Raw genomic sequence first — 14753 nt, 5'->3', positions numbered from 1 at the left:
AGATACGGCGGGAAGTCTCGCGCCACCGCCCAATGCCGTCAAAGACAGATATAGGGGGGTCCATGCTGAAATGGCATAAAGTTTCCCCTCATGGACCTCCTCGGAGCCTGGCGGGCGTTCGTCAACGTGAGCGAGCGGGGCAGCTTCACCGAGGGCGCGGCGGCCACCCGGGTCCCGCAGTCGGTCGCGAGCCGGCGGATCGCCGCCCTGGAGAAACATCTCGGCGAGCGGTTGTTCGACCGGTCGTCGCGCGGAGCCATACTCACCCAGTTCGGCCGCGACCTGCTTCCGTCGGCGAAGCGCCTGGTCCGCCTGGCCGACGACATGGAGCACGAGGCGGAGCAGGCCAGGCTCAATCCCCTCCGCCTCGCCGTACCCGAGGTCTGCGCCGTTCGCGACCTCGCCCGGCTCGCCGCCGAGGCCCGCCAGAACGGTGTCTACCTCGACTTCCATGCCGCCCCACCGGCCGAGCGGGCGGAACTCGTCCGCTCCCGCGAAGTCCGCGCCGCGCTGGTGGCCGTCCCGCCCAGCGACGCGACCTGGTCGGTACGGCTCGGCCTCGCCGGCACCGCGGACCTCCCAGTGCGAACCGTCTACGTCGAAACCCTCCGCGCCGGCCGCGCCGCGCGGTCATCGCGACGGAGCCGGATCTGGCTCCAGCCCGAGGACGACGTCCCGCACATCCGCGACCGGATGTTCCGCATCCGGGACGCCGTCGGTCTCCAGCCCGCGCAGGTCGGCGTCTCGGCCACGCTCACCGCCGCGACAGCGGAGGTCTTCGCCTTCGCGGACCTCCTGCTGTGCTCGCCGGGGCAGGCCAGCGAACTGGGGCTGCACTGGCGTCCCCTCGGCGAGATCCCGCTCGTCCGCGGCTTCGACGTCGCGGGGGACGACGCGGAGCGTATCCGGGACCGGCTGTGGCACGCGATCGCCCGCTGCCTCGGAGCGGACTCCCAGGAGACGGCGTGAGCACGCAGAAACTGATCCGCGAACTCCGGCGTACGCTCGACGACGCCGGGCTGCGCGGCTCGTTCCTGGTCCGGGACCTGCGCTCGGGCGACGAACTCGGCATCGAGCCGGACCTCGAGTTCCCGGTCGCCTCGCTCGTCAAGGTCCCGCTCGCCGTCGCGACACTCGACCGTATCCGCAGAGGCGAACTCGACGGCGCCACGAGCATTCTCGTACGACCAGGCGGGATCACCACGCCGGGGCCGACCGGGCTGAGCAAGTTCCGGCACCCGGCCCACATCGCCGTCGACGACCTGCTCTACCTCAGCACCGCCGTGAGCGACAGCACGGCGGCGGACGCCCTGTTCGCCCTCACCCCACCGGCCGAGGTCTCGGCGATCCTGCTCGGACTGGGCCTGCGCGGCATCACCGTACGCCACACCATGCAGGAACTGGTCGAGACCCCGGTGGAACGCCTCGACCCCGCCGACAGCCACCTCGCCCACGTCCTCGCCATCGAAGCGGGTACGGCAGGCCGGGGCCACCGGGTCCCGCAGCTAGACGTGACCCGCGCGAACTCGGGGACCGCGCGCGCGTTCCTCGACCTCCTGCAGGCGCTGTGGACGCCGTCCCCGATCGACGCGGGCGTCGCCGAACGGGTGCGGACCCTCATGGGCGAGAACGTCCTGCGGCATCGGCTGGCGCCCGATTTCAGCTCCGACGCGTCGAGGTGGTCGTCCAAGACCGGGACGCTGCTCAACCTCCGCCACGAGGTCGGAGTCGTCGAGCACGCCGACGGCCAGACCTTCGGAGTCGCCGTGCTCACCGAGTCGCGCGTCCCGGCCATCAGCCAGCCCGGGGCCGAGGCGCTCATGGCGGAGGTCGCCCGCACACTCCGCGATCACCTACGGCACCGGTAATGCTGTAGGGATAACCCGAATGAGAACGGCAGGCATTCGTGGTGAAATGCCTGGGACATGATGTGGCGGGGAATGCGGGCCAGGCTCGCGCGGAAGATGTTGCTGGCCGGTATCGAGGCGCGGGTCAGGGCGGTCGAAGCCGGTGGTGGTCCCGGTCCGGTGCTGGGCGCGGACGCGCTCGCCGAGGTGGCGGCTCTGCTGAGCGTGGTCGACGATCCCAGCCAGGACCTGCCGGTGGCTCGCGCGACCGGCATGGTGTACTGGCTGCGGTCCCAGGCGCTGCCCGAGGACGAGGCGGAGCTTGAGGCCGCGATGGTGCTGCTGACACCCGTCCACGACGCCGATCCCGCGCTCGTGCCCGCCCAGATGCGGGAGTTCTACGAGAAGTCGTTCCGGCCGGACGCGGACGTCGATCTCGAATCCTGGGGGCATGGGCTCGAACTTCTCGATCAGTACGAGACGTCCCTTGACGCCGCCGCGCTGCGTGAGGCGGTGCGGTTGTTCCTGCATGCCGTACCGGACGATCATCCGCGGCGGCTCGCCATGCTGGGCGATCTCAAGGAGATCATGCTGGAGCTGTACGAGCGGCTGCGGGAGGTGGAGGCGCTCGCGCTGGCCGTCGAGGTCGGCCGGGAGCTCCTGGACGCCTCGCCCGAGGGCGACCCCGATCTCCTGACCGGCCTGGGAGTCGACCTCAAGGAGCTGTCCAAGCAGACCGGAGAACTCGCCCAGCTCAAGGAGGCCGTCGAGTTCGGCCGCCGAGCCGTCGCCGCGGCCGCGGAAGACGATCGCAACCGGGTCGTGTACCTGTCCAACCTCGGCTTCTACCTACAGGCCCTGTTCGAGCGCACCAAGCAGATACAGACGCTCTCCGAGGCCGTCGACTACGGCCGGCAGGCGGTCGGCGTGGCTCCGCCGGGCCACCTCGACCGTGCGCTCTGCCTGGCCAACCTCGCGGTCGCGCAGCGCCTGCTGTTCGAGGCCATCAAGGACAAGAACGTGCTGGCCGAAGCCGTCGAGCTCGGCCGTGAATCGGTCGCGATCACCTCCGCCACCGACCCCAACCGGGCCAGGTACCTGTCCAATCACGGGTACGCGCTGCGGATCTGGTCCGAGCAGGACGACGACGAGGCGGCGCTGACCGAAGCCGTCGCGCTGGGCCGGGAGGCCGTGGCCCTCACGCCGGAGGAGCACCCCAGCCGCGCCATGTACCTGTTCAATCTCGGCAGCGCCTTGTCCGCCATGGGGGATCCGGAGGCGGTTGAGGTTTTCGAGGAGGCGGCCGATGCCGCGGGCTCCTCGGAGGGCATGCGGCTGATGGCCAACCGCCGGCTGGGCAGCGCCGCCATGCAAGCCGGCATGTTCGAGACCGCGCTCGCCGCCTACGAGACGGCGCTTTCCCTGCTCACCCGGATCACCCCGCGCTCGCTGGCCCGCGCCGATCGGGAGCACGGCCTGAGCGAGGCGATCGGGCTGGCCGCCGAAGCGGCCTCCACCGCGATCGCGGCCGGGCGGCCGGAGCGGGCGCTGGAACTGCTGGAACAGGGCCGGGGCGTACTGCTCGGCGAGTTCATCGGCGCCCGCACCGACCTCGCCGAGCTGCGCGCCTTCGCGCCTGAGATGGCTCCGCCGTTCGAGCGGCTGCGCGAGGAACTCGAACTCGCCGACCACACCACGCTGACCGACGCGGTGGTGGAGTACGGCCAGCTGGACCTGCTCGGCCGGATCCTCACCGACGCCGGGCTGCTCACCCCGGACTCGCAGGAGTCCGCGCAGGAGGTCGCCATACAGCGGCGGCGCTCCGCGCGGGACTGGGAGGACATGCTGGCGCGGATCCGCGCGCTGCCCGGCCTGGAGCGGTTCCTGCTGCCGCCGACCATCGACCAGCTCCGCGCGCAGGCCGCCGACGGGCCGATCGTCATGATCAACGTCAGCTGGCTGCGCTGCGACGCGCTCATCCTCACCGATGACCCCGACCGGCCGGTCCGGGTCGTCGAACTCGGTACGCTCACGCCGCAGGACATGATCGACCAGGTCAAGCGTTTCCTCGCCGCCACCGCCGCGGCCGGGGGCGGCTCGCTCCGGGAGCGGGTCGAGGGGCAGCGGGAGATCCACGCCGTCCTGGGCTGGCTCTGGGACCACATCGCCGAGCCGGTGCTGGCGGATCTCGGCATCACCGGCCCGCCGGAGCCGGGGCAGGAGTGGCCGCGGGTGTGGTGGTGCCCGCAGCGGGAACTGGCCTTCCTGCCGCTGCACGCCGCCGGGCACCACGACCGCGTGCCGCTGACGGTGATGGATCGGGTCATCTCCTCGTACACGCCGACGATCCGCGCCCTGCGTTACGCCCGCCACTCCGCGTCGGGAGAGTCCGCCGACGCGTCCACGCTGATCGTCTGCATGCCGGGCACGCCGGAGGCTCCGGACCTGCCGGGCGCCCGGACCGAAGCCCTGCAGCTGGCGCGGCTGCTGCCGGGTTCGCTCGTCCTGGACGGTCCCGAAGCCACGTACGACGCGGTGACCGCCGCCCTGTCCGAGCATGCCATCGTGCATCTGGCCTGCCACGGGGTCAGCGACTGGGACACCCCGGCCGCGAGCAGGCTCCTGCTGCACGATCACCGCACCCGTCCGCTCACCGTGAGCGCCATCTCGCTGCTGCGGCTGAACCGGGCTCGCCTGGCGTACCTGTCGGCGTGCAGTACGACGGCGAGTAACCAGCGTCTCGCCGACGAAGCCGTGCACATCACGGCGGCGTTCCAGCTGGCCGGATACCCGCACGTCATCGGCACGCTATGGCCGATCAACGACAGGATCGCCACGCAGGTCGCCGCGGACGTCTACGACCGGCTCACCGACCACGGGACCACCCCACCGGACACCGGCCAGGCCGCCCTCGCCCTGCACCTGGCCACCCGCCGCCTCCGCGACACCGCCACCGCGAGCCCCGGACTCTGGGCGGCATACATCCACAGCGGCATTTGAAACCAGCTCAGGCTCCCTCCAGCGCCGAAGCATAGGCTGGCGACCATGCCTTTCGTTCCCGACGACTTCGCCGTGCCACGCGAACTGGTGACCCCCGCCTTCCGCCTGGAGCCCCTCGGACCCCAGTACAACGAAGCCGACCATGCCGCGTGGACGTCGAGCATCGGCCACATCCGCGCCACCCCCGGCTTCGAGAACCGCACGTGGCCGCCCGCCGACGGCATGCCGATCACCGAGAACCTGAGCGACCTGGAACGCCACGCCAAGGACTTCGCCGAGCGGCGCGGTTTCACTTTCACGGTCCTGGACGACACCGTGATCGGCTGCGTCTACATCTACCCGGCCAAGGACGACCCCCAGGTCACCCGCGTCCACTCCTGGGTCACCGCCTCGCGCGCCCAACTCGACAAGCCGCTGTACACAGCGGTATCCGCATGGCTCGCCGCCGACTGGCCGTTCGAGAAGATCGAGTACGCCCCACGCTGACCCCGAGCGCTGCTACATGGAAGCGCCGGCTCGTGGTCACCGCGATATCCCAAGGTCAAGGTCTGCGCAGTTGAGCTGCGCCTGAAATACGGGGTCCGGGGGAATCTGTGCGGCCAAGATAACCGCTCCCCGCCACTCTCAATCTATAGCGCACCCCAGGGCTTGCGGCAAGGCCCGGGTGGTACTGCAGAATGTCCGGCCGAGACCAGAAAACTGCTGGTAGATGGGGGATTTTCATGATCGACGTGATCGTCGTCGGGGCCGGGCCGACCGGTGTCATGCTGGCCGCGGAGCTCCGGCTGCACGGGGTGAACGCGGTCGTCCTGGACAAGGAGCCCGAACCGACCAAGGTCGTCCGCGCGCTCGGCCTGCACGTACGCAGCATCGAGCTTCTGGACCAGCGCGGCCTGCTGGACCGGTTCCTGGCGCACGGGAAGACGTACGAGCGCGCCGGCTCCTTCGCCGGGATCAGCAAGCCGTGGCCCGACCGGCTGGACACCGCGCACTCCTACATCCTGGGCATGCCGCAGCCCGTCATCGATCGCCTGCTGACCGAGCGCGCCGTCGAGCTGGGCGCCGACCTGCGGCGCGGCGCCGAACTGGCCGGGCTGACCCAGGACGACGAGGGGGTGACCGCCGAGCTGGCCGACGGCACCCGGCTGCGCTCGCGTTATCTCGTCGGGTGCGACGGCGGTCGCAGCACCGTACGGAAGCTGCTCGGCATCGGCTTCCCCGGCGAGCCCGCCCAGCGCGAATGGCTGACGGGCGAGATGGAGGCGACCGAGGACCCGGCGACGATCGCCGCCGTCGTCGCCGAGATCCGCGAGACCCAGCTCGGCTACGGCGTCGGGCCGGTCGGGGACGGGGTGTTCCGTGTCGTGGTGCCCGCCGAGCGGGTGGCCGAGGACGGCGCGGCCCCGCCGACCCTGGAGGAGATCAGGCGACGGCTGCGCGAGGTCGGCGGCACCGACTTCGGCGTGCACGCGCCGCGCTGGCTGTCGCGGTTCGGCGACGCCACCCGGCTGGCCGAGCGTTACCGGGCGGGCCGGGTGCTGCTGGCCGGCGACGCGGCGCACGTCCACCCGCCGCTGGGCGGGCAGGGTCTCAACCTCGGCGTCCAGGACGCGTTCAACCTGGGCTGGAAGCTGGCCGCCGCGGTGAACGGCTGGGCGCCGGAGGACCTGCTGGACACCTACGGCGTCGAACGCCGCCCGGTGGCCGCCGACGTGCTGAACAGCACCCGGGCCCAGGCCGAGCTGACAACCCTCAAACCGGGTCCTCAGGCGGTGCGCCGGCTGCTGTCGGAGCTGATGGACTTCGAGGAGGTGAACCGCTACCTGATCGAGAAGATCACCTCGATCTCGGTCCGGTACGACTTCGGCGAGGGGCACCGCCTGCTCGGCCGCAGGCTGCGTGACATGCCGCTGAAGCGGGGGCGCCTCTACGAACAGATGCACGCGGGCCGCGGTCTCCTCCTCGACAGGACCGGCGGGCTGTCGGTGGACGGCTGGGCGGATCGGATCGACCACGTCGCCGACGGCAGCGAGGAGCTGGACGTGGCGGCCGTACTGCTGCGCCCCGACGGCCATGTGGCGTGGGCCGGGGAGGATCAGCAAGACCTGCGCGCCCACCTGCCCCGCTGGTTCGGCCGGGCGCACCAGGCATGATGAGGACATGCGCGCACGACCGATCACCACCGAACGCCTCATCGAGGACCTCGCCGATCGGATCGCCGCATACCCCCGCCAAGAGTGGGTCCGGGTAGCCATAGACGGCGCCCCCGCCGCCCACCCCGCCGACTTGGCCGACGCCCTGGTGGAGCCGCTGCGCACCCGCGGTCGCGAGACGCTGCGCGTCTCCTCCTGGGACTTCCTGCGCCCCGCCTCCCTGCGCTTCGAGTACGGCAAGCAGGATCCCGGCGCCTACTACGACGACTGGCTCGACGTGAACGGCCTGACCCGCGAGGTCCTGACCCCGCTGGACCCGGGCGGCTCCGGCAAGGTCCTGCCCACGCTGTGGGACTCGGTCAAGGACCGCGCCACCCGTGCTCCGTACACAGTGCTGCCACCTGGCGCGATCCTGCTCCTGGACGGAACGCTGCTCCTGGGCCGCTGGCTGCCACTGGACTTCACCGTCCACCTGCGGCTGTCACCGGCGGCCTTGGAGCGGCGGGCGACCGACGCGTGGACGATCCCCGCCTTCCTGCGCTACGAGGAGGAGGTGGCCCCGGCGAGCGTCGCCGACGTGGCGGTCAGCATGGACCGCCCCCGCCACCCCGCGCTGATCGAAGAGGCGTGACGGGTCAGCGTTCACCGCTGCTTCAACTGGAGGTCTCCCGCCGTCGATAGGTTCAGGCTCGCTCATCCTGAATGAACGAGAGGCACGCCGATGTTCCGTCCCGCCCTCGCCGGTCTGGCCCTGGCCGCCGCGACGCTCGCCATCCCCGGTACGGCCACGGCCCAGCCCGCCCGCGAGCCGGTCGTGATCAAGGACGTGACCTTCCCGACCATGCCGCTGGGCGAACTCCAGCGGTCGATCAAGGACGACCGCGGCATCAACCTGGGCGGCGTCGGCAGCGGGCTCTTCCCGGCGGCCCGCAGGGGTGACTTCTGGATGGTCACCGACCGCGGCCCCAACGGCCAGCTCACCGTCAACGGCGAGAAGCGCCGCACGTTCCCCATCCCCGAGTTCGCGCCGGCGATCGTCCAGGTGGCGACCCGGTTCGGTGTGGAGATCAAGAAGTACATCCCGCTCGTCGGCCGTTCCGGCAAGCCGGTCACGGGCATCTCCAACCAGCAGGGCCACGACGAGCTTCCGTACACCTGGGACGGCCAGACCGCGCTGCCGTACAACCCGAGCGGGGTGGACACCGAGGACATCGTGCGGGCCAGGAACGGGGACTTCTGGCTGGTCGACGAGTACAGCCCGTCGCTGCTGCACGTCTCCGCCAGGGGCGTGGTGATCGCCCGGTACGTCCCGGCCGGGCTGAACCTGACCGGCGCCGACTACCCCGTCAGGCACGTGCTTCCCGGCATCCTCGCCACTCGCCCCCAGAACCGCGGATTCGAGGGCCTGGCCATCAACGGCAACACGCTCTACCTCGCCGTGCAGAGCCCGCTCCAGAACCCCACCAAGGCCGTCGGCGACAAGTCACGCGTCGCCCGCATCCTCACCTTCGACATCCGGCGCGGCCGGGTCACCGGCGAGTACGCCTACCAGTTCGAGGATGTCACCACCTTCGACCCGAAGGTCAACGGCGACCAGAGCCAGATGAAGATCTCCGGTCTTGTCCACGTGGGCGGCGACCGCCTGCTCGTCGACGAGCGCACCGACAACGTCGCCCGGATCTACCAGATCAACCTGGCCAAGGCCAAGAACCTCCTCGGCGGCCGCTACGACAGGGCGGACACCACGCCCTCCCTGGAAGCGCTCTCCGACCTGTCCGCCGTCAGGCCCGCCCCCAAGTCCCTCGTCGTCGACCTCTCCGTGGTGGCCCCCACCCTCCCCGGCAAGGTCGAGGGCATCGCCCTGCTCGACCCCCGCACCCTGGTGGTCGTCAACGACAACGACTTCGGCCTCGGCGAGTTCGGCACGGACGGCCGCCTGATCGACTCCGGGGTGAAGACCCGGATCGTCACCATCCGCCTCCCCAAGCCCCTGCGCTGAACCCAGGCCCCAGGGCCCTGCGCGTGCGCAGGGCCCACACCCCCTGGCTGACTGTATTGACTTCGACTGTCATAAATGAAAAGTTTCTTTCCTGAGAGCGCTCTCACGCCTCGTCCCGTCCCCTACCCTCAAGAGGACCAGTCGTGAGAAAAACCGTGTTGACCAGCGCGGCCGTGCTGGCATTCGCATTCGCCGTGCCCGCGGCGAGCGCGACCGCCGAGTCAGGACCGACCCCCACTCCCGCGCAGGACGCGCTGCAGAGAGACCTCGGCCTGTCGGAACCTCAGGCCCGAGTCCGGCAAGCGCACGAAGCCGGAGCCTCCGTCGTGGAGCGGCAACTCCGTTCCCGCCTGGGCGACCGGTTCGGCGGCGCCTGGTACGGCGTCGCCGAAGGCCGCCTCAAGGTCGGCGTGCTCAACGAGCAGGACGCCCAGCTCGTCCGCGCGGCGGGCGGCGCGCCCGTCCAGGTCGCGCGGAGCGAGAAGCAGCTCGCCGAGGCCAAGGCCACGCTCGACCGGTCCTTCGGAGCGGCGGGCAAGGGCGTGCACACCTGGCACGTCGACGTCGCCACCAACACCATCGCGGTGACGGCGGCCGACCGTGAATCGGGGGAGCGGTTCGTCAAGGCCGCCGGTCTGGACGCGGCCACCGCGCGGGTGACGACCGGCGAAGCCCCGCAGCCCCTGTACGACATCCGCGGCGGCGACCAGTACGTCATCAACGGCAACACCCTCTGCTCCATCGGCTTCTCGGTCAACGGCGGCTTCGTCACCGCCGGACACTGCGGCGGCACCGGCAGCCCCACGCTCGGCTACAACAACGTCAGCCAGGGCACCTTCGCCGGATCATCCTTCCCCGGCAACGACTACGCCTGGGTGCGGACCAACGGCAACTGGACGCCGCGCCCGTGGGTGAACAACTACAGCGGCGGCAACGTCACCGTCGCCGGTTCGCAGGAGGCCGTCGTCGGCGCGTCCATCTGCCGGTCCGGGCGGACCACCGGCTGGCGCTGCGGGGTCATCCAGGCCAAGAACGTCACCGTGAGCTACTCGGGCCAGCTGGTGCACGGCCTCACCCAGACCACCGCCTGCGCGCAGCCGGGCGACTCGGGCGGCTCGTGGATCTCGGGCAACCAGGCCCAGGGCGTCACCTCCGGCGGCTCCGGCAACTGCTCGACCGGCGGCACCACGTTCTACCAGCCGGTCAACGAGATCCTCGGCGCGTACGGCCTGACCCTGACCACCTCAGGGGGCGGCGGGACCAGCCGCCTGATCGGGTGGCAGGACAAGTGCATCGACGTGCCCAACTCCAACGGCGCGGACGGGCAGCGGCTGCAGCTGTGGACCTGCAACGGCACCAACGCCCAGAACTGGACCTTCCCAGGCGACGGCACCATCCGCGCCTTCGGGCTCTGCATGGACGTGGCCTGGGGTTCCACCGCCAACGGCGCCGCGATCCAGCTGGCCACCTGCAGCGGCAACCCGGCCCAGCAGTTCGTGCTGACCGGCGCGGGCGACCTGGTCAACCCGCAGTCGAACAAGTGCGTGGACGTCACCGGCTGGGGCGGCACCGGCACCCCGCTCCAGCAGTGGGACTGCTCGGGCGGCGCCAACCAGAAGTGGCGGCGCGGCTGACCTGAAACCCCGATGAATCCGGTTGGGGCGGTGCACGACTACCGCCCCGGCCGGGCGGCCGGGCGGGGTCAGTGCGCCTGCGCCTGGGCGGAGAGCCGGTCGAACAGGGCCAGGGCCGCCTGGCGGACGTTCTCGGGGGAGATGCCCGCGAGCGCGGTTCTGGCCTGGTCGGCGTCCCGGGTGGTGGCGCAGGTGATGGCCACCGAGGCCGCGGCGGCGTGTTCGAGGGTGCCGGCGGGCTCGCTGTCGGCCAGAGCGCGGGCGCTGTCGGCGAGGTCAAGGTTGTCGATCGTCAACGTGGCTCCTTGGGGTCGCGGCGGCTTGGCGTCGGGGTGGGCCACTGACCGTACCAGGTGACTCCGACGGGGTGGGCGACCACCGCACCGCTTGACGGGCCGTATCGCGCGGGCGTCCGAAAATAGCCGTATCTGTCCGCGCGCTGCTAAAGGGCGGCCGCCGCGCGGGCGGGGGAGGCGGTGTTGTTGAGCAGGAATTCCTCGATCACGAGGGTGGCCGCGCCGAGGGCGACCGCGTCGGGGCCGAGGCGGCCCAGCACGATGGAGGCCGTGGAGAAGGGCTGGGTGAGGCAGTTCTCGGCGGCGGCCTTCTTGATTTTGGTCAGCAGGTGGTGGCCGAGGGTGAGGCCCGCCCAGCCGCCGACGACGATGCGCTCGGGGTTGAAGAGGTTGATCAGGTTGGCCAGGCCCGCGCCCAGGTATTCCACCGTCTCGTCGATCACCGGAGATCCCGACCGCACGAGTTCGGCCAGCTGAGCCTGCTCGGTGGCCGTGTCCAGGGGCAGCCCGGCACGCTCCAGGATCGCCTCCGCCCCGATGTACGCCTCCAGGCACCCGCGCCCCCCGCACCGGCAGGTCCGCCCGCCCAGCGCGATCTTCGTATGCCCCCACTCACCGGCGCTGCTGTTGGCCCCTCGGTAGGTGACCCCGTCGGTGATGATGCTCGCCCCCACACCCGACCCGATCAGGGCGATGACCGCGTTCCGCGATCCTCGCCCGGCGCCGAACCAGAGCTCGGCCTGACCCATCGTCTTCGCGCCGTTGTCGACGTACAGCGGGAGCGAGGTCCCCTCCCGCAGCAGCGCGGCCAGCGGCACCGAGTCCCACCCGAAGGTCTGGGCGTGGATCAGCGCGTCGGGACCGCTCTCGACGATGCCCGGCACGCCGATGCCGATGCCGAGGACCTGCTCAGGGGCGACCCCGCCGTCGGCCAGCACCGCCTCGATCCCGGCCAGGATGTGCCCGACCACCAGTTCGACCTCGTGCCCGCCGGGACGCAGCGCGAACTCGGCCTTGGCCTTCTCGTTCATGTCGAGGTCGAACAGCTCCACCCGGACGTGCGTCTCGCCGACGTCGACGCCGATCGCGTAGCCGTACACCGGGTTGACCCGCAGCAGCACCCGGGGGCGGCCGCCGTCGGAGTCGACCAGGCCGGCCTCGACGATGACGTTGTCGGAGAGCAGGTCTCCGGTCACGTTGCTGACCGTCGCGGCGCTCAGTCCGGTCAGCGCGGTGAGTTCGTGGCGGCTGGTGGGCCCCACGAAGTAGAGCGCGCGCAGCAGCACCGCCCGGTTCCCCTTCCGGAGGTCGCGTACCGTCCTGCGCTCGGGCCTTGCCATGATCTTCCTCCCCCATGTCTGGGCCCACGTTAGCTCAGGCTTTGAAATAAGTCATCTGGGGTCTTCACCTGGTATGAGGAGATCTAATGGTGACTTTTTTCAAGATATATACTATGTATTAGGGCAATCTTGATAACGCGTTGATCCACGACGAAACGGAGTGAGCGTGACCATCGAGGTCCGCGACGGGGTGACCGTCATCGAAGGCGAGCCCGAGGCGCTCGTCACCGCCGACTATCCCTACTACCGGGACGACCCGGCGGTGTGGGCCGACCGGCTGCGCGCGATCCGGGACGATCTCGGCATCCAAGTGATCAGCTGCTACCTGCCCTGGCGCCACCACCAGCCCACCCCCGACGGCCCGCCGGACTTCTCCGGGCAGACCCATCCCAGCCGGGACGTGGTCGGATTCCTCTCCCTGTGCCATGAGCTCGGGCTGCGGGTCGTCGCCAAGCCCGGCCCGTTCATCCACGCCGAGACCAACTACGGCGGCCTGCCCGACTGGGTCTGCCCGCGCACCAACCCGGCCATCGAGCCGCTGCTGGACGCGCGCGGCGAGGCGTCCGCCTGGCTGGGGGAGCCGCTGCCCGCGCCGCTCGGGCCGGTGTTCGACCCGCTGGTGACGCAGTGGCTGGCCGCCACCGGCAAGGAGGTGCTGGAGGCGGCGACCTGGCCGGAGGGCCCGGTCATCCTCATGCAGATCGCCAACGAGGGCATCTTCACCAGCGGCGCGCTGCCGCTGTCCGCCTACGACTACAGCGCCTCGGGCCTCGGCTTCTTCCGGTCCCGCCTGCGGGCCTGGTACGGCACCCCGCAGGAGTACAACCGCGTCCACGGCACCGCGATAGCGGACTGGCAGGAGATCCAGCCGCCCCGCGAGTGGAGCGCGCCCGCGCGTTCGGAGGAGCAGCAGGGCTACGCCGACTGGGGGCGGTTCCACGCCGAATACCTGGCCGAGGTCTACCACCGCTGGGCGGCCGCGGTGAACTGCCGGGTGCCGGTGGTGGTCAACCTGAACCCGCCCGCCGAGCACCACCACTCCTTCGACGACTGGCTGGCCCGGGTCCGCCCCGAACTCTGGGACGGCATCAACTACGGCTTCACCAACTGGATGGGCGTCGTCTCCGCCAACCCCGACTCCCAGGCCAGATACGTGCTGGCCGCCAAGCGCGCCCCCGGCCCCAACCTGGAGGAGAACTGGGGCTTCTCCGAGCTGTACGACCCGGCCTACGCCGACGCCACGACCAGCTTCCACCAGTCCCTGCTGGCGATGGCGGCGGGCGCGACCGGGTTCAACGTGTACACGGGCGTCGGGACCTCCGGCTGGCTGGAGGGCCTGGACTCGGTGCACGACTCCCCGTATCCGGATTCTGCCCCCATCGCCGAGGACGGCACGGTCACCCCGAAGGCCCACGCGGTGCGCTCCCTGGCCGACTTCCTCGCCCAGCACGGCGCCGAGTTCCTGGAATGCGTGCCGGAGACCAGCGCGAGCTACGGCCTCTACCTGCCCTACGCGGGCATCGCCGCCTGGTCGGGACCGGGGGACGGCCCTCAACTGGGCCGCTCGCTGCGCGCCTTCCACGACCGGATGCGCGCGGCGGGCCGCGACTACCGGGTCGTGGAGCTCGAAAGCGCCACCGATCTGTCCGCGCATCCGCGCCTCACCGTGCCCGGCGGCGCCTTCATGCACCGCCAGGTGCAGCGCCTGCTGGCCGCCCACATCGAAGCGGGCAACCAGGTGGAGGTTGACGGCCCGGCCCCGGCCCTGGACGAGTTCCTCCGCCCTTGCCGCATCCTCGCCGAAGCCCTCACCGGCGCCTCCTGCGATCTCCCTGAGCCGCGCGTCAGGGTGGTGGACGGCCACGCGGACGCCTTCCTCCGTACCCACCCGGAGCTGGACGTCTCCTACCTGACCGTGCTCACCATGAGCGACCACGAGGGGGCCGTCCTGATCGAACTCGACGGCCGCTCGATCGAGCTCATCACCGCGCGCGGCGGGGCGGCCATCGTCAGGCTGGTCGGCGGCGAACTCGACGACTTCCTGGTCAAGGGCGTGAACGGCTACCTCGACTCGGCCGTCCCCGCGGGCGTGAAGGTCGGCGCCGAGATTCTCATCGCCGACCATCCCGCCGACCTCGATCGGATCGGTGGCGAGTTCAGGATCAAGTGAGCTTCAGCCGGGCGGCGAGGGCCGCGCGGGAAGGGATGCCGAGTTTGGCCAGGATGTTGGTCATGTGGTACTCGACGGTCTTCACGCTCAGCATCATCTCTCTGGCGATCTGCTTGTTGCCCAGGCCCGCCACCGCGAGCCTGGCCACCACGTTCTCCTGAGCGGTGAGGCCTTCGTGCCGGTCCCCGGGCGTCACCACCGGCGACCGGCCGCAGGCCGTCAGCTCCTGCGCGCACCGCTCCAGGAACGGGAGCGCCCGCAGCTCCTCGAAGAGGGCGTGCGCGACGGTCAGGTGGGCGGCGGCCTCGTTGCGC

The 14753-nt window shown here is 70.8% G+C and carries 12 protein-coding genes; 9 read left to right on the top strand and 3 right to left on the bottom strand.

Annotation, left to right across the window (positions count from 1 at the left end):
- The first annotated feature begins 90 nt into the window (after window positions 1-90).
- The 8 genes from Aple_RS10785 to Aple_RS10750 all read left to right on the top strand — a co-directional run bounded on the left by Aple_RS10785 (window position 91) and on the right by Aple_RS10750 (window position 10633).
- On the top strand, window positions 91-969 hold the full coding sequence (locus tag Aple_RS10785) for a LysR family transcriptional regulator (RefSeq protein ID WP_155344393.1): 879 nt from the start codon (window positions 91-93) through the stop codon (window positions 967-969).
- Window positions 966-1868 carry a serine hydrolase gene (locus Aple_RS10780; protein ID WP_155344392.1) on the top strand — a complete coding sequence of 301 codons (903 nt, stop codon included), beginning with the start codon at window positions 966-968 and terminating at the stop codon, window positions 1866-1868. The genes Aple_RS10785 and Aple_RS10780 overlap by 4 nt, the downstream gene beginning before the upstream one ends.
- 72 nt (window positions 1869-1940) lie before the next feature.
- Window positions 1941-4847 (top strand): CHAT domain-containing protein, encoded by a 2907-nt coding sequence (locus Aple_RS10775; RefSeq protein WP_155344391.1) that lies wholly within the window; start codon window positions 1941-1943, stop codon window positions 4845-4847.
- Between the two features lie 45 nt (window positions 4848-4892).
- Window positions 4893-5333 carry an N-acetyltransferase gene (locus tag Aple_RS10770; RefSeq protein WP_246264351.1) on the top strand — a complete coding sequence of 147 codons (441 nt, stop codon included), beginning with the start codon at window positions 4893-4895 and terminating at the stop codon, window positions 5331-5333.
- A gap of 236 nt (window positions 5334-5569) precedes the next feature.
- Complete coding sequence (gene rox / locus Aple_RS10765; protein ID WP_155344389.1) at window positions 5570-7000, top strand: rifampin monooxygenase; 1431 nt, start codon at window positions 5570-5572, stop codon at window positions 6998-7000.
- 7 nt (window positions 7001-7007) lie between these two features.
- Window positions 7008-7631 carry a nucleoside/nucleotide kinase family protein gene (locus tag Aple_RS10760; protein ID WP_155344388.1) on the top strand — a complete coding sequence of 208 codons (624 nt, stop codon included), beginning with the start codon at window positions 7008-7010 and terminating at the stop codon, window positions 7629-7631.
- A gap of 90 nt (window positions 7632-7721) precedes the next feature.
- Window positions 7722-8999, top strand: a complete 1278-nt coding sequence (locus Aple_RS10755) for an esterase-like activity of phytase family protein (protein WP_155344387.1) — start codon at window positions 7722-7724, stop codon at window positions 8997-8999.
- Between the two features lie 143 nt (window positions 9000-9142).
- Window positions 9143-10633, top strand: a complete 1491-nt coding sequence (locus Aple_RS10750) for a ricin-type beta-trefoil lectin domain protein (protein ID WP_155344386.1) — start codon at window positions 9143-9145, stop codon at window positions 10631-10633.
- A 68-nt stretch (window positions 10634-10701) separates the two neighbouring features.
- Here Aple_RS10750 and Aple_RS10745 read toward each other — a convergent pair whose 3' ends face one another.
- Window positions 10702-10929 (bottom strand): hypothetical protein, encoded by a 228-nt coding sequence (locus Aple_RS10745; RefSeq protein WP_155344385.1) that lies wholly within the window; start codon window positions 10927-10929, stop codon window positions 10702-10704.
- A gap of 146 nt (window positions 10930-11075) precedes the next feature.
- On the bottom strand, window positions 11076-12269 hold the full coding sequence (locus tag Aple_RS10740; RefSeq protein ID WP_155344384.1) for an ROK family protein: 1194 nt from the start codon (window positions 12267-12269) through the stop codon (window positions 11076-11078).
- A 166-nt stretch (window positions 12270-12435) separates the two neighbouring features.
- Here Aple_RS10740 and Aple_RS10735 point away from each other — a divergent pair, with 166 nt between their 5' ends.
- A complete protein-coding gene (locus tag Aple_RS10735; RefSeq protein ID WP_170321396.1) occupies window positions 12436-14439 on the top strand; it encodes a beta-galactosidase in 2004 nt (667 codons plus the stop codon).
- On the opposite strand, the gene Aple_RS10730 is transcribed toward Aple_RS10735, so the two are convergent.
- Window positions 14432-14753: response regulator transcription factor (locus tag Aple_RS10730; protein ID WP_218038242.1), on the bottom strand; the 322-nt coding region annotated here is incomplete at its 5' end. The genes Aple_RS10735 and Aple_RS10730 overlap by 8 nt on opposite strands.

The sequence above is a fragment of the Acrocarpospora pleiomorpha genome, from assembly GCF_009687885.1.
GTDB lineage: Bacteria > Actinomycetota > Actinomycetes > Streptosporangiales > Streptosporangiaceae > Acrocarpospora > Acrocarpospora pleiomorpha.
This window is presented reverse-complemented; position numbering and strand designations above follow the sequence as displayed.

Coding starts and splice junctions, on each gene's coding strand:
- Aple_RS10785 (WP_155344393.1), top strand. CDS start 91: ATGGACCTCCTCGGAGCCTGGCGGGCGTTCGTCAACGTGAGCGAGCGG.
- Aple_RS10775 (WP_155344391.1), top strand. CDS start 1,941: ATGCGGGCCAGGCTCGCGCGGAAGATGTTGCTGGCCGGTATCGAGGCG.
- Aple_RS10770 (WP_246264351.1), top strand. CDS start 4,893: ATGCCTTTCGTTCCCGACGACTTCGCCGTGCCACGCGAACTGGTGACC.
- rox (WP_155344389.1), top strand. CDS start 5,570: ATGATCGACGTGATCGTCGTCGGGGCCGGGCCGACCGGTGTCATGCTG.
- Aple_RS10760 (WP_155344388.1), top strand. CDS start 7,008: ATGCGCGCACGACCGATCACCACCGAACGCCTCATCGAGGACCTCGCC.
- Aple_RS10755 (WP_155344387.1), top strand. CDS start 7,722: ATGTTCCGTCCCGCCCTCGCCGGTCTGGCCCTGGCCGCCGCGACGCTC.
- Aple_RS10740 (WP_155344384.1), bottom strand. CDS start 12,269: ATGGCAAGGCCCGAGCGCAGGACGGTACGCGACCTCCGGAAGGGGAAC.